The following is a 21,564-nucleotide window of genomic DNA, read 5'->3' on the forward strand; positions in this document are numbered from 1 at the left end:
TTATACCATTGGGTCTTTTTTTGTTGATTGATAACAATTTAACCCTCCGGCAAAAATTCAACCTTCAATCAGGACAGCAAAAATAAAGCTTGAGGGGGACAAATGTATAATAACAGCAATACTGAAAGAAGGACGGGGGAGGGCCTGTTTACAGGTGTAAATCCTGTTATGGCTGTCGGGTCTACAGTACTCGTCATTGCGTTTGTTTTATTTACTGTAATGGTTCCTGAAACTGCTGGCTCACTTTACAATTCAGCCAAAGGTTTCATCGCAAATAATCTATCTTGGTACTATATTGGTCTGGTCAGTTTTTTCCTGTTTCTGGCTTTCGCGATGACCATGAGCCGTTACGGCAATATTCGCTTGGGCAAAGATGACGAAAAGCCGGAATACAGCTTCTTTTCCTGGTTCTCGATGCTCTTTGGGGCCGGCATCGGTATCGGGATTCTGTTCTGGAGTATCGCAGAGCCGATCTACCACTTCCAAAGTAATCCGTTTATCGCAGAAGGGCAGGAAAGCTCCGTAGAAGCCGCCCAAATTGCAATGCGGATCAGTATTTTCCACTGGGGTTTGCATGGTTGGGCACTGTTTGCACTCTCCGGTCTTGGACTAGCTTATTTCCACTATCGTAAGGGCCTGCCGCTGTCCGTTCGTTCAGGGCTCTATCCGATTTTTGGTGATAAGATTTACGGTCCAATCGGCCACGCAGCCGACCTGCTTGCAGTTTTCGGTACAGTCTTCGGTATTGCGACATCTCTTGGGTTGGGAGCCCAGCAGATGAATACCGGCCTGAACTACCTGTTCGGCTTTGAAGTCAGCATCACCAACAAGATCATCATCATCGCGGTTATCTCCGTACTGGCAACCATGTCCGTCCTGAGTGGCGTGAACAAGGGCATCAAAATCCTGAGTGAATTCAACATGCACCTCACCATGGTGATGCTTGTGTTCTTCCTCATTTTTGGCCCGACCGTTTACATTCTCGGGTCTTTCGCAACCAATCTGGGCGACTACCTGACCAACGCAATTCCGCTTGGCTTCTGGGTCGAAACTGATCCGAGCAACAGCTGGCAGGGTGGCTGGACCATCTTCTACTGGGGCTGGTGGATCGCATGGGCGCCATTCGTTGGCATCTTCATCGCGCGCATTTCCAGAGGCCGTACGGTTAAAGAATTCCTGCTTGGCGTATTGCTGGCACCAACACTGCTCTCCACATTCTGGATCACCACCTTCGGCAACACAGCAATGTTCCTTGAACTGTTCGGCGCTGGCGGCGTGACAGAAGCGGTGAATGCGGACATCACCTCGGCTCTTTACACAACCATCGAACTGATGGATCTGGGCTCCACGCTCACCATCCTCGGCGCGGCGATGTGTACAGTTCTGCTGGTGACGTATTTTGTAACCTCTGCGGATTCCGCGACACTCGTGATCTGCACCATCTTGTCCATGGGCGACGAGAATCCGGCCAACCGCTACCGCATCTTCTGGGGCCTTTCCATTGGCGCCGTGTCTGCGGTGCTGTTGTTCGCCGGTGGCTTGCGAGCCTTGCAAACAGCCTCGATCGTGGCGGCTCTGCCGTATTCCTTCGTGCTGATCCTGACCACGTGGGGATTGCTCAAATCACTCCACCTCGAGGTCTCAGAAATCATCTCCACCATAGATGACGAAGAGCATCCTTATTCAGCTGGCAATGCAGCCCCTGCTGCAGCTCCAGCCGAGTAAGGCGCTCTCACCCCGAACCATCTGGGATGTTCCCGGCATCCCAGATGGTGACAATAACCAAAGGTTCATTCTCATGACATCTCAGATCATTCTGCCGCGCATCATGCAAGTTGGTGCGGGAGCCGCCCTTCAATTGCCTGCAGTTCTGGCAAAAATCGGCTGCAAAAAGCCTCTCATCGTCACAGATCCCATGATGGTTCAGCTGGGATATTCCGAATCTATGCAGGAAAGCCTGAAGGCCGAGGGCATTGAAAGCGAAGTTTTTGCAGATACCTTGCCTGAACCAACCGTCGCCTCCATCCTTCCGGGTGTGGAAAAGGCGCGGGAAGACAGCTATGACTGCATCGTAGCCCTTGGTGGCGGCAGCCCGATCGACAGCGCAAAAGCCATTGCGATTCTGGCAAAGTTTGGCGGGGAAATGCGCGACTACCGCTTCCCACGAGACGTCACAGAGCAGGGCCTGCCGGTTATTGCGGTTCCAACAACTGCTGGCACCGGCACAGAAGTCACTCGTTTCACCATCATCACGGATGAAGAGCGCGGCGAAAAGATGCTGTGTGTCGGCATCGGCTTCATGCCTGTTGCCGCACTGGTGGACTACAAACTCACCATGAGCCTGCCAGCACGCATCACCGCGGACACCGGCATTGATGCCATGACCCATGCGCTCGAAGCCTATGTCAGCAAGAAAGCAAATCCGTACAGCGACAGTCAGGCACTGGCTGCCCTGAAGCTGATCGGCCCGAACCTGCGTGAAGTCTACCACACAGGCAACAACGAAAAAGCACGTGAAGAGATGATGCTCGGCTCAACCCTTGCAGGCGTTGCGTTCTCTAGCGCATCCGTGGCTCTGGTGCACGGCATGAGTCGCCCAATTGGCGCGTTCTTCCACGTGCCGCATGGCCTTTCCAACGCAATGCTTCTTCCAGATGTGACAGCCTTCTCAATTCCAGCTGCACCACAGCGTTATGCTGAAGCTGCACGTGCATTGGGTTTTGCATCCCAGCAGGATGATGATGCCATGGCCAACCGCAAGCTCCTGATTGAGCTGCGTGCGCTCAACGATGAACTCTCCGTGCCAACACCAGAAGAATTCGGTATTGATCGCAAGGAGTTCATGGATCGCTGCGAAACCATGGCAGAGCAGGCGCTTGCCTCAGGTTCTCCGGGCAACAACCCGGTCACGCCAACCATTGCTGAGATGATGGAAATCTATCAGGGCTTGTGGGATGCCCGCGGCTCCGACAGCGAGTCTGTTGCAGCTGAATAAACTGAAATTCCTACGCTCCCGAGAGGCCAGCTCACGTCCAATGCCGTGAGCTGGCTTTTTTATTGCGGCTCTGGCGAATTAAGCGCCAATCTCCAACACAAACCGGGCGCTAAAGTCACCTTCCCACCACATCGGAAAGTTGGTGCCCCACTTGTTGTTGTAGATGTTGAACCGAAGCCCCTGATCATAAGCAGGTGCTTTGTGCTGGAACGGCATAAACGGCAAATCAGCAGGGGCCACGAGCGGAGAATCCAGCGGAACAATGCGGATTGCCTGATCTGCTTGTGCTCTCGCCCCAAAGATCGCCTGCAACTGACCTCCGCTCATATCCGGCAGGTCATGGGCCTCCACCCAATATCCGGTCTTGTCGAACTGCCAGCGTGCCGCACCATCTGGCGCAAACCGCAGAAACCCAGCCTCGGGCATCCGATTGGCAATCTTACCATAAAGCCGCAGCGTGATCTCCAGCTTGTCGTTTGACCCATTCAGTGCCAGCTGAATGTTGGAGGTCGCGCCGGGAATATCCGAGGCCATCACATAGGAAAGAACGACGTGATCGTCGGCAACCGCAAGCCCTTCAAACTTCGGGCAATGGCTTTTTGACGTCGCAGTCCCTGCCTTATCCAGTCCCGGCTTGATGTGATCCAGAATGGCCCATTCTTCCTCGTGGGTCAGATAGGCATCCATATGCGCTTTGACATCGCTGGCATCATAGGTTTCATGGGCAAACGAAAGCAGATTGTCATCCAGCCCAAACAGGTCTTTCCCATCTGGTGTTGTAAGCCGCTTGATAGCACCGGTGTCACTATCAATCTCCATGGACCAACCACCAAACCCGGCCTCATCGATAATCTCAAACGGACCAGCATGCGGAAGAGGGCAGCACAGTTCTTTCAGCGCTGCCCTGGCAATCTTCTGATCACCCTTATCAAGCGCAGCAACGGCATCCTTACAATAAGCCCGCTGTTCAGCCCAGGACGCTTCAGCATACTGAAAACGCGGATCGTTTTGGCGTGCAGCGTCAAAATCCCCGCGATCCCACGCCTGTTCATTGCGTAGATAGGTTTTGATATCTACCCCGCACGTATGCTCAGCCACCATGGAAAGCTTGCGACCAAAGGAAAGCCGCTCCGGCGTGATTTTGTCGTCAGCAAAACGATCATAAACCCGCTGCAATGCCCGGTACTGTGCTGACTTTACAGGATCAGTCGCGCTGCCATGGATCCAGCTGTCGCCGATTTCCTGCGTTACAACGGGGAAGCTTTCCCGGTGAGGCCACAGCACCTCGGCAAACTCATCCAGCGTCGCTGCCTTGATCTGATAATCCGGATACTGCCGCTCCATCGCACGGTATACATTCACCGTCTGTCCGATGTTCTGCGGCCCGATATTGTCTTCCGTATGCGCAAAGCTCAGGCCATCAGAAACACCCGGAATAAACTGGGTCGCACCATAGGAGTTTTGATAGAGCACCAGAACCTCCTCACCGGAAGGGGCCTGCCAGCGGAACACATCCGGCAGTTTTGGTGTCGGAGAGGCGGTGTTGACCCCCAGATGCAAAAACTTGATGCCAGCTTTCGCCATCAGCGGCACAATACCAAGCGTATGTCCGGGAACATCCGTCATCTTTGCGGCAATAGTTTTCACCCCAAACCGCTCATCCAGTTCTTTGGAGTAGGAAAGGCCGGCCTCAAACAGGGCTGGTGACATCAGCTCAGAATGTATCGTGAACGGCAATCCGTGCCAGCGGATCAAACCCTTCTCAATCGCAGCTTCCAGTCGCTTTGCTTCAGTAGCTGACGCCTCGTTCAGATAGTCCCAGATCAGCCATGCGCCCGTGGTCCAGCGAAATTTCGGGTCCTGCGGGTTTTCAAAATAGAAATGCTCCGCCGTATCAAGCGCTTGCGGCAAAAAGTAGGAGTGATAACGCTGCCGGACCTTCTCCGCATGATCAGTGAAACCGATATCCAGATGGGTTTTGAAAATCAGGTGAATAGTATTTGGGGACATATTTCTTTGCTTCTTATGAGCCAACAGTACCGCGCACAATCAGGCGGGTCTGCAGTGTCTCGGTCATGGCTGGGGCATTGGGGTCTTTAAGGCGCCGCAAGATAAGCCGTACGAGAGCCCGGACACGATCTTCCAGATCGATTTTCACAGTGGTGAGGTTGTAGCTCAGCCATCCGGACTGAGCAATGTCATCAAAGCCAACCACTTTCACATCCTCAGGAACCCGCAGGCCCAGTTGAAAACGCAGGGCATCAATCACACCAAACGCACCGACATCATTTGCAGAGAAGATGCCATCAACGCCTTCGCCAACCTTGAACAGGTCCAGCGTGGAGGCGAGGGCGGTCTCATAGGTATAGTCGCCCTGCAACACCAGCGGCTCTGGCAAACCACGCTCTTTCATAATGCATTTGAATGCGCGCTCACGCTCTGTATTTGCAAGGGATGTGGTCGTACCACCAAGATAGGCAAAGTTCTTGCAGCCATAAGCCTGCATCAAAGCAACAGCCTGATCGATGCCGGTCTTCTGATCCACAATCAAACGATCGAAGACAGACGTGGAGCCCGGTTGGTTTGGCAAACTGCCATCCTCCGAATAACTCACGTAAATCGGCACGGCACGGCCCAGCGAATGGGTCAGTGTATCAGGTGAAACGTTCTCGGCAAAAGCGATGATGCTGTCCAGGTTGAAGCCCTTCATATAGGTCAGCAACCGCTCATCCATGCTCTGGTCAGTGCGGGTCTTGAAGAGCAGCGTGGCAAACCCTTCCCCTTGCAGGGCAGTGGTCAGCGCGTCGATCTCCTGCGATTCCCAGGGGCTGCACACATCCGGTACGATCACCCCCACCAGATGGGATCGGCGTGTCACCAGCGCGCGGCCCGCCATGTCTGGCGTGTAACCCAACTCCTTCGCGATCTTGAGAATCAGATCACGCTTTTCCTTCTTCAAAGAGGCATGTGGATTGAAAGCGCGTGAAACAGCGACTCGCGATACGCCTGCAAGTTTGGCAACTGTATCTGCCGTCGCGCGTTCGGGGCGTTTCGCCTCTTGGATGTTTGGATGCTCTGACACTCAAAACCACTCAATTTGTGAAAACGTGTTCACCGTTAATGCCGTATATAACCCTAGGATGTCAATCGAACATTCTTTATGCACGACGAAAATATGACAGTTTTGTGCCGTTTCTGTAAAATATTTGCTGGCGTAATATTTTAGAATCCTCTTGATTTTCTCTTGAGTGTTGACGAATAATGAAAACGTGTTCATTTTAAATTCACTGATCGATTTCTCAAGATTAGTGACAAGGCACACCAACACAGGATGCCCTGGGGGGATAATTTAGATGAGTAAATTGCGTAGTTATGCATTGGGTCTTGCAGCTGCCACAGCATTGGCCGGGCCAGCAATGGCAACGGACGTCACCATCACTTGCCGTTGTGTGGAAGGCGGCGTGAACAGTGCAGCTGCTGTCTGGCTGAAAACAAGCGTCATTCCTGGTTTTGAAACCATGATGAAAGCCACAGGCAAAGACGTAAAAGTGATTTTTAAAGAGTTTGCCGGAAAAGACGAGCAGTTGACACAGCAGCTTGCTCTGGACTTTTCAACCGGCGCAGGCGCGGACGTATCATCGTTCGACGGCTTCCTTATTCCAAACTTCGTTGACGCCGGTCTGCTGAAGCCATTGGAAGAGGTTGCTGGCGCAGAGGTGAACCAGTGGGAAGGCTGGTCTCACATTTCTGATGGCTCTAAAGAGCTGATGTCCTACGGCGGCAAAGCCTATGGTATCGCGCTTGGCACTGATAGCCGCATGATCTTTGTGCGCAAAGACATCTTCGCACAGGCAGGAATTGACGCTGACACATGGCAGCCAACATCCTGGAAAGACGTTCTGGATGCAGCGCGCACCATCAAAAAGGCAATGCCTAAATCCGCTCCGCTTCAGCTGAATGCGGGCGTTTCCATGGGTGAAGCAACCACCATGCAGGGCTACTGGATGGCCATTCTCGGCACTGGTGAAGGCATGCTGGACGAGAACGGCAAGTGGATCGTTTCCTCACAAGGCATTCTCGATACACTGAACCTTTATAAGACCATCTATGTTGATGAAAAGCTTGGCGACAAACGCGCTCAGCTGCTGGGTGATGGCCGCAACCGCACATTCGCAAACTTCCGCGATGGTAAAACAGCAATGCTGGTTGAAGGCGACTGGTTCTACCGCTCAGTCACCAAGCCGGGCGCTGAATTTGAAGTCAAAGACCGCGACGTCAACATGACCTGGAAGAAGATGCCTGCTCAAGAGCCGGGCAAAGGCTTCCGCGGTCAGGACTTCGTGACCATGTCCGGTGGTACGGGTTTTGTGATCAATCCAAACTCCAAAGCTCCAAAAGAGTCCTGGGCGCTGTTGTCCTACATGAACTCCAAAGAGCAGCTGGATGCATTCCAGGCGATCAACCCACGCGTTCGTATTCGTGATGATGTCTGGATTCCAAACTCTGACTTCCTGACAGAGACCTCTCAGACACTTCTGCCACTGACCACAGCTCGTCCAAACAACGCCTACTACAACAAAGTGTCTGTTGCAGTTCAGCGTATGACAGAAGCAGTTGTCTCCGGCGAGCAGACACCAGAACAGGCCATGGCGCAGTACAAGTCTGACGTTACCGCCATTGTTGGTGAAGAAAACATCGTAAGCAAATAAGGCTTACCCCAACTCCGGGGCAGGGCGCGCTCCTGTTGCGCGCCCTTATCCTCTCCCTGATCTTTCGATCCAGTAATCTCCCTTCTTGGGAAGGTGTATTTTGAAGAACTTCTCTTTGTTGTCTGTGCGCGCGGGAACGCTGTTTTTCTCGCCCTCTGCGGCTCTTGTCGGCGCATTTGTGATCGTCCCCTTCTTCTGGGTGATCTTTGTCTCCTTCACCAACAGAACTCTGCTTGGTAAAACAGCTCTCAACCCCGAGTTTGTCGGGTTTGATAATTACGTCGCCTTGTTCAACATGGAAACGTTCTTCACACGAGGCCAGTTTGGGTTCTCGCTCATTCTAACAATTCAGTTTGTGCTGCTCTCCGCGCTTATCGGGCAGGCACTGCTGGGCATGATCCTCGCATGGTTGCTGCAATCAACACCCAAATACGTGAAGCTCTTCTCTGAATCTGCCGTCATCGTGGCTTGGATTCTGCCAGAAGTCGTAATCGGTTTCGCCTGGTTTGCTTTCCTTGATTACGACAACGGCACCTTGAACATGCTGACAACAGCACTCGGGCTGGAGCCGGGGGATTGGTTGCTGGACAATCCGTTCTGGGTGATCGTGTTCTTCAACACCTGGCGCGGTGCAGCGTTCTCCATGATGCTGTTCAACTCCGCGTTTGCCTCTCTTCCGCCAAGCTATTTTCAGGCCGCTGATGTTGCTGGCGCGACGTCTTTCCAAAAATTCAAAGACATCGCCTTGCCGCTCATCAAAGGGCACGTGGTGACTGATCTGATCCTCATCACCATGTGGACGTTCAACGTGTTTACCCCGTTCCTGCTGACGCAAGGTGGCCCGTCGTACCGCACCGAGCTGCTGTCCATCTACACGTATCGCGTCGCCTTTAAAGACTTTGAGTTTGGCAAAGGGGCCGCCGTTGGCGTGGTCATCATGTTGATCAACCTTGCCTTTGCTCTGTTCTATCTGCGCATCGCAAAACAGAAACATAAGGGAGCAGAATAATGACCCTCTCATTCCAGCAAATTCTGTCTCGTATCAGCTTCTCTGTTCTTGCAGCTCTGATCGGCATCTGCTTTGCCTTGCCTTTGATCTGGTTCCTGTTCGCTCCCTTCAACGCGCGGGCAGAACTCGGACTGGAAATCCCAAGTCCGTTTACGCTGAAGAACTTCTTCACTGTCTTTGAAAACACCTTCGCAATGCGCGGATTGCTGAACTCGTTCATCCAAAGCATTGGCGGTGTGGTTCTTGTCGGTTTCGCAGCGACTTTGGCAGCCTATGCTCTGTCACGCTCGGACATTCCCGGCAAAAAAAGCATCACATATCTGCTGCTGCTGTTCTCCTCCGTGGTGTCTGGCAGTGCGGCGATGGTTCCAATCTTCCTGATCGTCTCCAAGCTCGGCCTCATCGACACCCATGTCGCTGTAATCCTCGTCTTCGCTGGCGGTCTGCTGCCAACAGCCATGTTCATCCTGCGCGACTTTATCGACGGCATCCCCAAGTCCTACGAGGAAAGCGCCATGGTCGCTGGAGCTTCCTCCATGCAGGCCTTTCGTGATGTGGCACTGCCAGTCATCCGTCCGGGGATTGTGGTCGTGGTGGTCTGGGCGTTCGTCAACATCTGGGGCAGCTTCCTGATCCCGTTCATTCTGCTGCGTTCTGACGAGTTGATGCCTGCTTCTGTGGCCATCTACTCCTTCTATTCGGAAGCTGGAACGCCAATCGTCACGCTGCTTGCAGCCTATGCGCTGATCTACTCGTTCCCTGTCATCTCTCTCTATCTGTTCGTAAACTGGAAGTTTGGTTTCCGGTTCTTCGGCGGCATTAAAGCATAATCGGAAGAACAAAAATGGCTTCTATCTCCTTTCAAAACGTCACCAAGTCTTTCGGCGATTTTAATGCAGTCTCCAACGCCAGCTTTGAGATCAACGACGGCGAGTTCATCTGCCTGTTGGGCCCGTCCGGCTGCGGAAAAACCACCAGTTTGCGCATGATCGCCGGGCTGGAAACGCCAACCAGTGGCCGCATCTATATCGGTGATAGAGATGTAACAGGCCTGCATCCGCGTGATCGCAAAATCTCCATGGTGTTTCAGGATTATGCGCTTTATCCGCACATGAACATCAGCCAGAACATCTCTTATCCGTTAAAAGTACGCGGTGAGAATGAAGCCACCCGCGGCGAGCGGGCGCAGGAAGTCGCTGATGTTCTGAAGATCGGCCATTTGCTGGACCGTTTGCCAGCGCAGATCTCTGGCGGCCAGCAACAGCGCACGTCACTTGCCCGTGCACTGGTAAACCCCAGTCAGGTCTACTTGTTTGATGAGCCGCTCTCCAATCTGGATGCCAAGCTGCGTCTGGAAGCGCGCGGCTTTCTGCACCACTTGCAACACAGCATGGGCATGACCTCGGTTTACGTCACCCACGATCAGGCCGAAGCCATGGCGCTCGCCACCCGTGTTGCGGTCATGGATCAGGGTCGGATCGTTCAGTTCGCAACCCCAATGGAAATCTACCGCAAACCAGCCACCACCTTCGTAGCAAACTTTGTCGGCAACCCGCCCATGAACCTGTTGCCAGTGGAAGCGATGGTGGAAGACAACAGCCTGAAGGTGAAAGCTGATGGTCTGGAAGTTGTGGCCTTGCCGATGCATAAGTCCTTTGCAGAAGCCGTTGCCATCAACCCCAACATCACGCTGGGGGTCCGCCCGGAACATCTGCGTGCAACAGCTGAAGAAGAAAACGTGGTGCGCGGCAAACTGTTTGCCAATGAAAACATGGGCGCCGAGAAGCTCGTCACCATCGAGCGTCCGGATGCTGCCCGCTTCACAGCCCGCATCTTCACAGATGACGACATCATCCTGTCAGAAGATGTAGCTCTCGGCTTTTCCAGTCAGCATATCTCCTTGTTTGATGCAGACGGAAACAGATTGGCATTGGACAATGAGTGACACTCTGGACCACCTCAATTTGCAGCACCACACCACGAAGGCGGATCAGCTCAAAGATCCGTACTTCTATCTGGAATTTGAGGTGCCGGAAGGAACGACACGCTTTGACGTGTTGCTGAACTACCCCAAGGCCAAGGATTGTATCATCGATCTTGGATGCCTTGATCCCGAGATCACGCCGTTTCCGGCAATCTCGGGGTTTCGTGGCTGGAGCGGGGGCGCCCGCGACAGCTTCTTCATCGCGCTGGATGATGCCACTCCGGGCTATGTCCACGGACAGATCAAACCGGGCACATGGCAGATAATTCTGGGCCTTTATAAAGTGCCGGAAAATGGGGCGGATGTTGACCTCACCATCTCCTTCGATCAGGCCCCAAGAAAGCTTACGCCGCAGCCCGTGACACCCAATCCGGTGCGCCAAGGGGCAGGGTGGTACAAGGGAGATCTGCACTGCCATACCTTCCACTCCGATGCACGCGGCGCACCTGAGTTACTCCACGCCGCGGCAAAACAGGCAGGGCTGGATTTTCTGGCAATCGCAGACCACAACACCACCACCCAGCGTAGATACTTCCATCCGCACTCCTCGCAAGACCTTGTCTTTGTAAGAGGCATGGAGGTCACCACGGCAGTCGGCCACGCTAATGTATTCGGCATCGATGACTGGCTCGACTTCCGCATGACCAAGCCAGACCACGCCCACATCGTCGCCAAAGCGGCTCATGACCGCGGCGGTCTGTTCTCCATCAATCACGACAAACCGCCGATCGACTGGACCTACGAGCTGCCAGAGACCGACTGTATGGAGGTCTGGCAATCCGCTTGGCTCATGTACAACTGGGTGTCACTGGCACGCTATCAAAAGCGCCTCAGTGAGGGGCATCAGATTTCTTTGATTGGTGGCAGCGACTACCATCAACCCGACCAACTGTTACCGGAAGGCCCGCTTGTGCTGGCTCGCCCGACAACAGTGCTCTGGCTGGATGAACTCAGCGAGCAAGCTGTTCTGAACGCCATGAAAGCAGGGCTCGGGTATGTGACCGAAGGGCCAGACGGCCCGCACCTGTCGCTCACCTCCGGCTTGGCGCGCATGGGGGATGAAGTGCCAACAAGCACCACAAGTTTCTCCGTCCACGTCAAAGGCGCCAAAGGGGATGTGTTGCGCTGGGTGGATGCATCCGGCTTGCGGAGAGAAGATGTTCTCATCAATGATGAACAGCAGATCTCTTTCAACCAGCCAGCCATTGGATTCCTGCGAACTGAGATCGTTGCGCGTGAAAACCACACCGGGCTGCTTGAAGAATTATTAGGGGCGTTCAAAGGCAAAAAGCTTCCTTTGGGGCTCACTGAAGCAGACATACTGGAACAGCCCATTATCCGGGCTCTTTCCAATCCAATATACATAGTAACGGAATAGGACAGCACGGCATGTTGATCGGGAATGCACCGTGTTCATGGGGCGTCTGTTATCCAACAGGCAACGCATACACGCCAGAGGAGTATCTGGCAGAGGTCGCAAGCGCAGGCTACAAGGGGACTGAGCTTGGCCCGCTCGGGTACCTGCCAAAGGACACAGAAGCGCTCAAGGCCATGCTAACGAGGCACGATCTCACCTTGATCGGCGCAACCCACGTGCACACGTTCTCCCAGCCGGAAACAAGTGCCCGGTTCCATGAAGACATGCAGGCACAAGGTCAACTCCTGTCATCCCTTAGCGCTAAGCATCTGGTGGTGATGGATGAAAGCAACGTCTATCCGCCAGAACAGCTCGGTGTGATGACACAGGCCGCGCGCTCGCAAATGTATGAGGACCTCACAAAGGCCCATGCAATGCTTGCTGAAGTCTACGGTGTTGCGCTGAGTTTCCACCCCCACATCGGCACATGCGTTGAGCTGGAAACTCAGATTGATGACTTGTTGCAAAACACGCCACTCAACCTGTGTCTTGATACAGGCCACCATGCGTTCTGGGATCAGGATCCACTGGCGTATATGCAGCGAAAATGGGATCGCATCGACTACATGCATCTGAAAAACGTTGATCCAGCTGTACGCACGCGCGTTCTGTCTGGCGAACTCAGCGTTCCTGCGTCTCTGGCTGCAGGTGTCATGTGCCCACTTGCAGACGGAGCCGTTGATATTGCGGCGGTTATGGACGTCCTGCGGGCAAGGGATTTCCGGAGACCGGTTGTTGTTGAGCAAGATATTGCTGAAAACGCATGCGAAACACCTCTGGACCTCGCCCGTCGCAACTTCTCCTTTATTGCAAAACTCGCTTAAGTCTGAGGAAGAACAATGTCACTGTCCGTCGGAATTATCGGCTTGGGCGAAGTCGCTCAGTTGATGCACCTGCCACTTCTTGCAGATGATGCCCGCTTTACCATCTCGGCCATCAGCGATGTCTCTAACGAGCTTATGGAGTACATCAGCGACCGCTACGGTGTTGCAAAGCGGTATGCTGCAGCCTCAGACCTGATTGCAGACCGCTCGCTGGATGCAATCTTCATTCTGACACCGGATCACTTACACGCGGACCTTCTGTCAGAGGCAATGAAAGCCGGCAAGCATGTCTTCATCGAAAAGCCGGTCTGCCTCAATAAACACCAGATCCCGCCATTGCTGGAAGAGCAAAAAAGCAGCAACAGTGTGGTGTTCGTTGGCTACATGCGCAGATATTCCCGCAGCTTCCTCGCTTTGAAGGATCGCATGCCAGATCTGGCAAACATCCGCCATGTCCGCATCCGCGATATCATCCGCGAAGCGCCATACTTCACCCGTCAGACGCGCCCCGTTGTCCGCGGTAGCGATGTCCCGCAACAGATCATCGCAGAGGGCCAGCAGCGCACCACAGCCATGCTCCGTGAGATCATGGGGGAGAACGCCAGCGAAGATCAGTTGCGCGCCTATCAGGTCCTGACCGGGCTGTCCTCACACAGCTTCTCCGCCATGCGTGACCTGCTCGGCATGCCCAAGGCGGTGAGCTACGCCAAACAGCATGGTGGGGAAACGGTGATGGTCCTGTTTGATTATGGTCACTTCACCGCGCTGTACGAAGCTGTCATCTCTGACATTGCTGAATTCGATGCAGGCATCGAAGTTTTGACCCAGACGGAGCGGTACCACGTGACCTATGATACGCCGTACATTCGTAATCTACCGACACAACTTAGTATCACTCGTTCAACCGATGAGCAGACCACCAAAGAGGTGATTGGTCCGTCCTATGAAGACCCGTTCCGGATTGAGTTGGACGCCTTCTATAAAGCCATAGTGGATGGAGAGTTTTACGAAACAACGCTAACCGACGCAGCAAACGACTTAGCCTTGTTTGCCGATGTTGGAGTAAAATTTACAGATTCAAACTGAAGGTTAGATTAGTTAAATCAGTGCATTAACAGGCATTCCTGAATCTCTTTCTCAAGAATGCTTGTGGGTTCTCTAGCCGTTACGCTCACATTTCAACGCAAACCAACGCAAGGCCATTTTCCGTTGTGTGCATTGCGTGAAAATCATCGCATTTTGTGTATTTAAATCTTGCCTCAAATACAAATCCAGACTGGATCTAAACTTACCTTAACTTAACCAAGTATCGGCAACGTAATTTTTAGCGAAACACTTGAAATTTCCCATATCCGAAGAGCAGCAACGCATAATTATGCGCAGAGCGATTAAAGTGTGAAACAGTAGTTTCCCGAACTTCGGAGATTCCAAATGCCTGAGAATAACCTCCCTCCAGAGCACGAAAACTGGGCGCATGCAGTCTTAAAGACGATGAAGGTCAGGTTTGATCTGCCTGATGATGATGATCAGGTGCCGAACAGCGAAAATGGGCAAGGTGGCGAAACAGTCTCTGTTTCTCAGGCAGAACAACCCCCGCGAGACAAAGCCGAAGAACAGCAGGCTGTTCTGGATCTGGCAGAACGCAAGCGTATTCATCAAAAGGAATTGTCTAAAGTAAGCAGGAACTTAAGGTCTCTTGCTAAAGCAGTACATATAGCTGGCAAACGAACCGATGTCTTCATTGAAGACGTCACTCAAAGGGTGTTTGAAGATGCCAAGCAGTTGGCTGAAGCCAATGTAAAGCAAGCCAACGACATCATGAACAAGCCAGACAAAAAAGGCTTTGTTGACCTTGGTAAACTGCAGGCCTTCATGGATCGCGGAGAAGAATATCTCCGCGTGATGCAGTCCAACTTCAAGGAAGGCCAGGACATCACTCTCGATAGCATGAGGGGGATAGCAGCTGAAGCCAAGAAGAAACTGGATGATGTCCATAAGCAACGCGCCAGTATTGAAACCTGGAACATTGATCTGTCTCGCTTTGACGGGGCTTACGAGCAGGCTGCTGAAAATATTAGGGATCTGAACACGGCATTGAACAGCAACAGCATCTCTGTTGCCAAGCAAAGTCTACAAGCCGCATCTATCAATCTTGCGGTGTTGAAAGACCTGCTGAAGAAAACGCAAAAACACGCTGCAAACGCGAAAAAAGATATCGAGAACCGAGTTCAATCAACCGAAACCGCAGCTGCTGATCTGAGTACACGTAAATCCGAAATAGAGCATAATCCCAAAGACCTGGTAGAATTTGAGAAGCTTCATGAGGCGGTCGTAACTAACTGCAAGCAAGCAACATCTCTGGTCGCTGCAGGCAACGGCATTGAGGCCGAAAAAGCGGCTGAGAGCGCTGAAAACGGCTTCATCGAAATGCAGCAAGTTATGTTGCAAAGCATCGCGTCTTCTGAAGGGACACCTGAAGAGGACGATGATGATGAGAACGAAGTGAAACTGCTTGCTGGTGATGCGATTGAGCTGACAAAGAAGGCGGATGAGCTGGCCTCTCAGGAAGGGTTGGTGAGCGAGTACAACGGACTTCTGCCCGTCTTCAGGAAGGCGGATAAGTCGGCACGTAGCGCCATTGCAGAGGCGCAATCTGACCTATTAAAAGGTGAAGTGCTGTCCGCAGAAGATAAGCTTGAAATGGTCAAGCTTGACCTCACAGAGATGCACGAGATTGCCGTGGAGGCACAATCGGCTCTTGAGATTGCACAGGATCAGATCGCTTTACTGCAAAAACAAGCCGATATTTTGCTCTCCCGTCGCTCTGAATTTGTGAAATTTGCAGAGGTAGAGGAGAGAAAAGTCATTTACCTCAAAAGGTTCGATACTATTGCGGGCGAAGTTGAGTTCAACCTTAATCGAGCAGAAACAGCGGTGAAAAATGAAAACCTGAGCGAGGCCAATCAGGTCACCGCCAACGCTCAGACCTCCATTACAAACCTGCAAAACCATGTCGACAAATTGCAGTACTTCCAGGGGATCAGAACTGCAGCCACTCAGGAGGAAAATACCGAGCTCTTCATGCAGACATTGGACAGACTGCGAGAAAATATTGCCGAGTTCAATGATCGTAGCGATGTCTTCAAAGACAAAGAAGAAGAAGCAATTTTCGATAATCTATACGATAGAGCTGTCGAGTACTCTGATCAGGCGGAAAATCTCTTCAAACGTAAGAAATACGAAGACGCCGACGATGCAATCGATAACACCCAGATTGCTCTCAGCGGCCTCGAAATCGCCTTGGAACGCGGCGCAAAAACAGCAGCCAAAGTTGCAGGCCTGAAGATTGAAGTGCAAGAGGCCTGGGGCAGAATTCAAGCCTATGAAAACGTTGCGAATGGCATTGTAAATGATGAACTTCGTGGGGAATTTCTTAGTTTCAGGATGATCGCCCAAGGATACGCCAAAGAAGCCTTCGACTACATCAGCCAAGGCCGCATCACAGATGCCAGAGGCGCGCTGGCAGACCTGAAGCAATCTATGGTCAATCTGGACGCTTTTGTCGCCAATCCGCCAAAACCAAAGCAACCGGAAAGCTATCAGGCAGGTACTGAAACATCTGAGGTGGAAGAGGAAGCTCTAACTGTAGAGCAACTGGCGGAAAAAGAAGAGCAGGAAGAAATTGCACTATTCGTCAGAGAGTTAAAGCAGCTTCGCGTTGAGGTCGAACAGTTGAAAAACGCTGTCAAAGAGGGGAATAAAGTTTGGGAGCGTTTCTGTGAAGGTGACTACCTCCAACGGTTCCAGAACTCATTCCAACTGGCAAACGCCTCAATAGATGAAGCGATGGATTGGCTCACAGGCGCTGACCAAATGATGACACCTGGCCCACGGATGAAAGTCAATCAGGATCTATTCATCACGAGCATACGAGAGCCAATCACAGAGGCCAAAAAAGCCTATCGCGACATGGAAAATGCGTTTGATGTCAGTAAGCAAATCGTGATGTCGCAGCTCAACGGCATCTCTGAAGGGGCCAAATACTATCTTGCCGCATTCGAAGATATTTACAAAGTGCGTGAAAACTTGGGTGGCTGGGCGATTGATCTGTCCGCATTAGATGATGCCTATCTGATAGCAATGGACAACATTGCGGAACTCAAAATATCCGTAGAACAACAAGATGTTGCAGCATCTCGGGATGCTTTGGATCTGGCTGAAACACACCGGCAGAGCATGAGACAGGCGAGTGAGGCAGCGGAAAAAGCAGCACTAGACGAAGAACTTAAGGTCTTCACGTCATTTTCTGACTTGCTGACTGACTACATTAAGCTGTCCGAACTTGTAGACACGGTTGCAAAATTTCCAGAGATTTTGAAAGTTTTTGAAAATGCAGATGCCACTGCGAGAGCTGGTCTGGATAAAGCTCATGAACTGGCAAAATCTGGAGAGGGAAAGGCCGCAGTACTGCAGTTTTCAGAAATCGAGAAAGCTATGGACGTCATGCTCGATGCTCTCGGTGACGCAGGTGTTGCAGCTGTGAGAGCAGAACTCGACGCACAAGCCCAGTACGATGCCGACATCACTGCCTTCAGAATTAAAAAAGACAACATTTATTCTGATGTTAGCAAGCTACAAGACATTGTAATAGCTTCATACGATGAATGGTGGCCGTCCTGTCGTGACACCTATTTTGAAGGGACTTTCATTGAGGAATTTGATAAGGCACGATTGAATCTTACTGCTGCAACTGACTTAAATAACTCACAAGAGGACGGAGACCGTAAAGCCATCATTGCGGGCATGGAATCCGGGTTACAAGAGGCACTGGATGCCTTCAACGCGATGGACAATTTCCGCAAGCTCAGTGAGAACTTCACAGAGTCTCAGATGAGAGGATTGAGTCAACGGGCCGAAGGTTTCGAAAAGATTATCGACAACGTAAATGTGAGCCTTGATCAATATGCAGATTGGGGGTTGGATTTTACCGATTTCGAAACAAACTACAATAAAGCCAAAGGGTTGGTTGAGCAATTGAGGGAAGCCATTCAGAGAAAAAATTATCTGGACGGATTAGATCTCAATCATCAGCTTACCGATGCCGTGAAGGTGGTTGAAGCCGAGAAACAGCGTTATGCGAGCCTATTTGAAGAGGCAAAGGCGAGTTTCATAGAAGGCTTTGAAGTCTATCGGCAGCGCATCGCAGACGTTGTAAAACGTCGACCAGAACTCGAAAAAATCAAACATCTTACAACGGCTTTTGATGATGCTGAACGCTCAGCTCTCCAGGCGATAGATCGAGGCATTGCCTTGATTAAAAAAGGAGACCGCTTCGGTCCTGACAAGGAAAGTGAATACATACTCAGCCAGGAAGATCGCATGCTTGAACTGCTCCAGGAGGCAGTGCCACTTGCGAAAGATCCAGAAAAGCTCGCTGCCACGATAAAGGAGAGCCAGCAAAAACTTGCCGAGTTCGAGGCTCTGAAGAAAGACATTCAGGATGGCATGGACCGGGAAGTCTTTGAAGCAATGCAGGTGCGTGGTGCTGAACATGCAGCAGAGGCACAAAAGCTGATGGAGCAGGAAAACTTCGAGAAGGCCGAGTTTGAGCTATTTGCTCTGCGCGTTGTTAATGAAGCTCTGCAATCAAGACACGATTCCGGCGTAGCCATTGCAGACAAAATTCCTGAGCTGGAACAGGAAGTTGAGGATGTAACAACAGACCTTGCTGATCTTAATAAACTGAGCAACACGATCCAAAATGCTGATGACGCAGCAAACTACGGCAAGTATCATTCCATCGGTATCCGAACGGCCTTTGAAGCAAAAGACTTTCTCCTCAAAGGTGAGATCAGACGTGCTCAGGCAGCGTTAAATACACTCCAGTACTACCTTGATAAAATGGAGGAACTTCTCGACAAGCAGGGAACGAAAGGTCCTAAGCGCAGGTCTGGTTCGGTGCAATCTAAATCAGAGGATCAACCTGAAGAAACACTCAAGCCATCAGAAGAGCTGGAGTTGGAACGTGAGGACAGCTTCGGCCCAGCTGATGATGAAGAGCAAAAAGCCAACCTTCAAGATGCAATCGCGTCCACTGACCAGCTTCTGGAAACTGCCAAGGTAAATGTTAAAGACCTGCTGGATGCATCAGAAGCAGAGTATTACGGGATGATCCTCCAGAAAGCCGAAGAGCACGCCGCCGCCGCAAAAGATCACCTCGCGAATGCCAGATTAGACGACGGCGATGAAAGCATCGAATACCTCAAGGTTGCCTTAGACACTCTACATGATGCGCACCGCGTAGGTCTCGCAACCTCGCAACTTGCGCCGGGCTATGAAAAAGAGATCGATGAAATTGGCCAAAAACTCATCCTGCTCAATCTGAAACGCAACACGATTAGCGAAGCGAAGGCTCAGACTGAGTTTGATAAGGTCCGCAACGAAGCAAGCGCATCTGTTTATCAGGTTGCACGCTTGCTCAACGACAAAAACATCCGCAAAGTCAAATACGAAATGGACACCCTGCGCGAAAAAGTCGGCAACCTGGAAAAAATCCTGAACAGCCACACCAGCAGACGCGCAAAACTGAAGAATCTTCTGAAGCGCAAGAAGTAAAATGCGTTTGCGAGCGATGAGGAGCATTCTAGTCCGGATAACAACACGCACTGCAAGTCTGAGTGGATCAACCTAGGTTACTGCCTTAGTGACTATCCGGCGGTAACACTCTTGCTTCGCTTATCAGGCAGTCGAGATCAGGAGAGGTCAGGCTTTGCAGAAAGGCTTCGAGGTCTTGTTTTTCAGCTCCTGTGAGACCAAGCGGGCGGATGCGTGGGTCTTGACCACTCAGTTGTGATCCGCCTTGGTCGTAGAACTCAATAACCTGCGAAATCGAACTGAGATGGCCGTCGTGCATATAAGGTGGCGTTACTGTGAGGTTGCGCAGTGAAGGCGTACGAAATCTCCATCTGTCAACTGGGTCCTCTGTTACCTCATAGCGCCCTAGATCAGCTTCGCGTTCAGCGCTAACAGATCGGATTTTTGAAAATTCCATCTGATGCACCACTCCGGGGGCAACTTGCACAGGAATGCTTGTCGGGGGATTTTGGCGCTTCTCTTCACGCATCTGACCATATCCGGTGTCATGGAAAAGCTCATCCGTAAAGAGAGCGTGATCATCTTCGATCAGATGGCAATCACTGCAGCCCGCTTTGCCGTTAAATACCTGAAAACCACGCCTCACATCGGCACTGACTGCAGTTTCATCACCACCAAAGTACCATTGATCAAAGGGACTGTTCCCCGCAAGGATTGTTCTTTGATATGCGCCAAGGGCCATCCCAATCCTGTCGAGAGACGCCTGAGCCTCAAAGGTATCCTCGAACATCTGCGCATAGTCCGCAAGCTCCCTCAAAAGAGCAACAACACGTCCCGCAGACGGATTTGCCATTTCATTTCGTGCGGTTAACGGACCGATAAACTGTGTCTCCAATACATGATCCCGGCCATCATGAAACAGCACATCCAGGTATCCAACATTCAAAATGCTTGGCGAGTTTCGCTTAAGACTGCGCCCTTCAACGCCGATGGCTGTGCTCAGCTCCCAATTGGTGAACCCTTGCTCTGGAACATGGCACATGGCGCAAGACATGGTGTGGTTGATTGACAAACGCCGATCGAAAAACAACTTCCGGCCCAGCTCAATCTTCGCAATACTAGGTGGGTTGTCATGTGGATGCGGGACGGGCGGAAGTCCAAGCGGGGTAGAAAGGCTCCGCTTCAAAGCCACTACAGACCAGTTTTCCGGGTCTGCTATGCAATGCGATTGTGCATGTGCGCCATCTGTCCAACACAAGAGACTGCCAATCAGACATGTAAGAAACCACTGGCGCATTATGACCTGCTTTCTTCCAGTAAAAGTGTCTCCACATCAGTGATCAGGAGCCTCGGGTCGATGGTTCCAAGCCCATAGACGTTACGTACAACGCCTTCGCGATCAACCAGATACATCCGTAAAAGATGATTGATGACCTCCTGATCGTTTGACTGGTCAATGACTTGGCCAAAGCCATCCAGAATAGGCTGCAGATCTGTCATGCCTGAACTTGTAAGCACGTGCCATTTCAGCTTCTGATCGGCATTCGCGTCGATTTGAAGGGGGTATGCAAAGGAGTTGATGGCCTCGACCGTATCGCGGGCAGGATCAAAGCTGATCGTGATCAGCTGAACGTCTTCTCGTAGTCCGGGCAGCTTCTCGCTGGCATCGTGAATTTCAAAGAGCGTCGACATGGCGATAGGACACCCATTCTCATCGCCGCACATCAGATAGACAAAGCTCACCAGATTGATCTTGCCTCTGGTCAGCGCTGCAAGTGAATGTGTCTTTCCATTTACATCCAAAACCTGCCCATCTGGAGCTGTCTTAAACCTGTTCAGTGTGTAAGAACCCGGCTTGGGAGGATCAAACTGAAACTCTTCATGAGGGGTAAAGGCATCTGAAAATGGGCGAGTGGGAGCAGCTTGTCCGGCCATTAAGGTATACCAGAGTGCTGGAAGTGTTGCTGCAACACCACTGAAGACCAGGAGCTTTTTCAATACACGCATGCATCAGACCTAATGAGTTGGAAAA

General features: G+C 51.8%; 14 protein-coding genes. 10 read left to right on the plus strand and 4 right to left on the minus strand.

From position 1 onward, the window contains the following. The first annotated feature begins 102 nt into the window (after positions 1 to 102). A complete protein-coding gene (locus tag PsAD5_RS09870) occupies positions 103 to 1,725 on the plus strand; it encodes a BCCT family transporter (protein WP_208980913.1) in 1,623 nt (540 codons plus the stop codon). Between the two features lie 73 nt (positions 1,726 to 1,798). Then, a complete protein-coding gene (locus PsAD5_RS09875) occupies positions 1,799 to 2,995 on the plus strand; it encodes an iron-containing alcohol dehydrogenase (protein WP_063288878.1) in 1,197 nt (398 codons plus the stop codon). A gap of 78 nt (positions 2,996 to 3,073) precedes the next feature. Here the strand turns inward: PsAD5_RS09875 and PsAD5_RS09880 are convergent, their stop codons facing one another. Both PsAD5_RS09880 and PsAD5_RS09885 read right to left on the minus strand, forming a co-directional pair. Continuing rightward, the gene (locus PsAD5_RS09880) at positions 3,074 to 5,005 is read right to left on the minus strand and encodes a DUF5054 domain-containing protein (protein ID WP_063291987.1); all 1,932 of its coding nucleotides are present in this window, start codon (positions 5,003 to 5,005) and stop codon (positions 3,074 to 3,076) included. Between the two features lie 13 nt (positions 5,006 to 5,018). Continuing rightward, positions 5,019 to 6,077, minus strand: coding sequence for a LacI family DNA-binding transcriptional regulator (locus PsAD5_RS09885; protein WP_057465213.1), 1,059 nt, complete (start codon positions 6,075 to 6,077; stop codon positions 5,019 to 5,021). Between the two features lie 271 nt (positions 6,078 to 6,348). On the opposite strand from PsAD5_RS09885, the gene PsAD5_RS09895 reads away from it, so the two are divergent. From PsAD5_RS09895 to PsAD5_RS09930, 8 genes are all read left to right on the plus strand, one after another. Next, positions 6,349 to 7,704 (plus strand): extracellular solute-binding protein, encoded by a 1,356-nt coding sequence (locus PsAD5_RS09895; protein WP_063291989.1) that lies wholly within the window; start codon positions 6,349 to 6,351, stop codon positions 7,702 to 7,704. Positions 7,705 to 7,804: 100 nt separating this feature from the next. Further along, a complete protein-coding gene (locus tag PsAD5_RS09900) occupies positions 7,805 to 8,713 on the plus strand; it encodes a carbohydrate ABC transporter permease (protein WP_063291990.1) in 909 nt (302 codons plus the stop codon). Beyond that, positions 8,713 to 9,543 (plus strand): carbohydrate ABC transporter permease, encoded by an 831-nt coding sequence (locus PsAD5_RS09905; protein WP_063291991.1) that lies wholly within the window; start codon positions 8,713 to 8,715, stop codon positions 9,541 to 9,543. The genes PsAD5_RS09900 and PsAD5_RS09905 overlap by 1 nt, the downstream gene beginning before the upstream one ends. Positions 9,544 to 9,557: 14 nt before the next feature. Beyond that, on the plus strand, positions 9,558 to 10,658 hold the full coding sequence (locus tag PsAD5_RS09910; protein ID WP_063291992.1) for an ABC transporter ATP-binding protein: 1,101 nt from the start codon (positions 9,558 to 9,560) through the stop codon (positions 10,656 to 10,658). Continuing rightward, positions 10,651 to 12,075 carry a CehA/McbA family metallohydrolase gene (locus PsAD5_RS09915; protein WP_063291993.1) on the plus strand — a complete coding sequence of 475 codons (1,425 nt, stop codon included), beginning with the start codon at positions 10,651 to 10,653 and terminating at the stop codon, positions 12,073 to 12,075. The genes PsAD5_RS09910 and PsAD5_RS09915 overlap by 8 nt, the downstream gene beginning before the upstream one ends. A gap of 11 nt (positions 12,076 to 12,086) precedes the next feature. Then, positions 12,087 to 12,938 carry a sugar phosphate isomerase/epimerase family protein gene (locus tag PsAD5_RS09920; RefSeq protein WP_084405930.1) on the plus strand — a complete coding sequence of 284 codons (852 nt, stop codon included), beginning with the start codon at positions 12,087 to 12,089 and terminating at the stop codon, positions 12,936 to 12,938. A 15-nt stretch (positions 12,939 to 12,953) separates the two neighbouring features. Then, complete coding sequence (locus PsAD5_RS09925; RefSeq protein WP_063291994.1) at positions 12,954 to 14,024, plus strand: Gfo/Idh/MocA family protein; 1,071 nt, start codon at positions 12,954 to 12,956, stop codon at positions 14,022 to 14,024. Positions 14,025 to 14,369: 345 nt separating this feature from the next. Next, positions 14,370 to 19,553: a hypothetical protein gene (locus PsAD5_RS09930; RefSeq protein WP_063291995.1), complete on the plus strand. Its 5,184-nt coding sequence runs from the start codon at positions 14,370 to 14,372 to the stop codon at positions 19,551 to 19,553. Positions 19,554 to 19,638: 85 nt separating this feature from the next. Here PsAD5_RS09930 and PsAD5_RS09935 read toward each other — a convergent pair whose 3' ends face one another. After that, positions 19,639 to 20,829: a cytochrome c peroxidase gene (locus PsAD5_RS09935; protein WP_063291996.1), complete on the minus strand. Its 1,191-nt coding sequence runs from the start codon at positions 20,827 to 20,829 to the stop codon at positions 19,639 to 19,641. Continuing rightward, positions 20,829 to 21,539: an SCO family protein gene (locus PsAD5_RS09940; RefSeq protein WP_063291997.1), complete on the minus strand. Its 711-nt coding sequence runs from the start codon at positions 21,537 to 21,539 to the stop codon at positions 20,829 to 20,831. The genes PsAD5_RS09935 and PsAD5_RS09940 overlap by 1 nt, the downstream gene beginning before the upstream one ends. Positions 21,540 to 21,564 lie beyond the last annotated feature (25 nt).

This window comes from Pseudovibrio sp. Ad5 (genome assembly GCF_001623095.1).
Classification (GTDB): Bacteria; Pseudomonadota; Alphaproteobacteria; order Rhizobiales; family Stappiaceae; genus Pseudovibrio.

What these genes read in the sequence shown, in the direction of transcription:
- PsAD5_RS09895 (WP_063291989.1), top strand. Translation starts at nt 6,349, where the DNA reads ATGAGTAAATTGCGTAGTTATGCATTGGGTCTTGCAGCTGCCACAGCA.
- PsAD5_RS09925 (WP_063291994.1), top strand. Translation starts at nt 12,954, where the DNA reads ATGTCACTGTCCGTCGGAATTATCGGCTTGGGCGAAGTCGCTCAGTTG.
- PsAD5_RS09915 (WP_063291993.1), top strand. Translation starts at nt 10,651, where the DNA reads ATGAGTGACACTCTGGACCACCTCAATTTGCAGCACCACACCACGAAG.
- PsAD5_RS09940 (WP_063291997.1), bottom strand. Translation starts at nt 21,539, where the DNA reads ATGCGTGTATTGAAAAAGCTCCTGGTCTTCAGTGGTGTTGCAGCAACA.
- PsAD5_RS09880 (WP_063291987.1), bottom strand. Translation starts at nt 5,005, where the DNA reads ATGTCCCCAAATACTATTCACCTGATTTTCAAAACCCATCTGGATATC.
- PsAD5_RS09930 (WP_063291995.1), top strand. Translation starts at nt 14,370, where the DNA reads ATGCCTGAGAATAACCTCCCTCCAGAGCACGAAAACTGGGCGCATGCA.
- PsAD5_RS09910 (WP_063291992.1), top strand. Translation starts at nt 9,558, where the DNA reads ATGGCTTCTATCTCCTTTCAAAACGTCACCAAGTCTTTCGGCGATTTT.
- PsAD5_RS09935 (WP_063291996.1), bottom strand. Translation starts at nt 20,829, where the DNA reads ATGCGCCAGTGGTTTCTTACATGTCTGATTGGCAGTCTCTTGTGTTGG.
- PsAD5_RS09905 (WP_063291991.1), top strand. Translation starts at nt 8,713, where the DNA reads ATGACCCTCTCATTCCAGCAAATTCTGTCTCGTATCAGCTTCTCTGTT.
- PsAD5_RS09920 (WP_084405930.1), top strand. Translation starts at nt 12,087, where the DNA reads ATGTTGATCGGGAATGCACCGTGTTCATGGGGCGTCTGTTATCCAACA.
- PsAD5_RS09870 (WP_208980913.1), top strand. Translation starts at nt 103, where the DNA reads ATGTATAATAACAGCAATACTGAAAGAAGGACGGGGGAGGGCCTGTTT.
- PsAD5_RS09875 (WP_063288878.1), top strand. Translation starts at nt 1,799, where the DNA reads ATGACATCTCAGATCATTCTGCCGCGCATCATGCAAGTTGGTGCGGGA.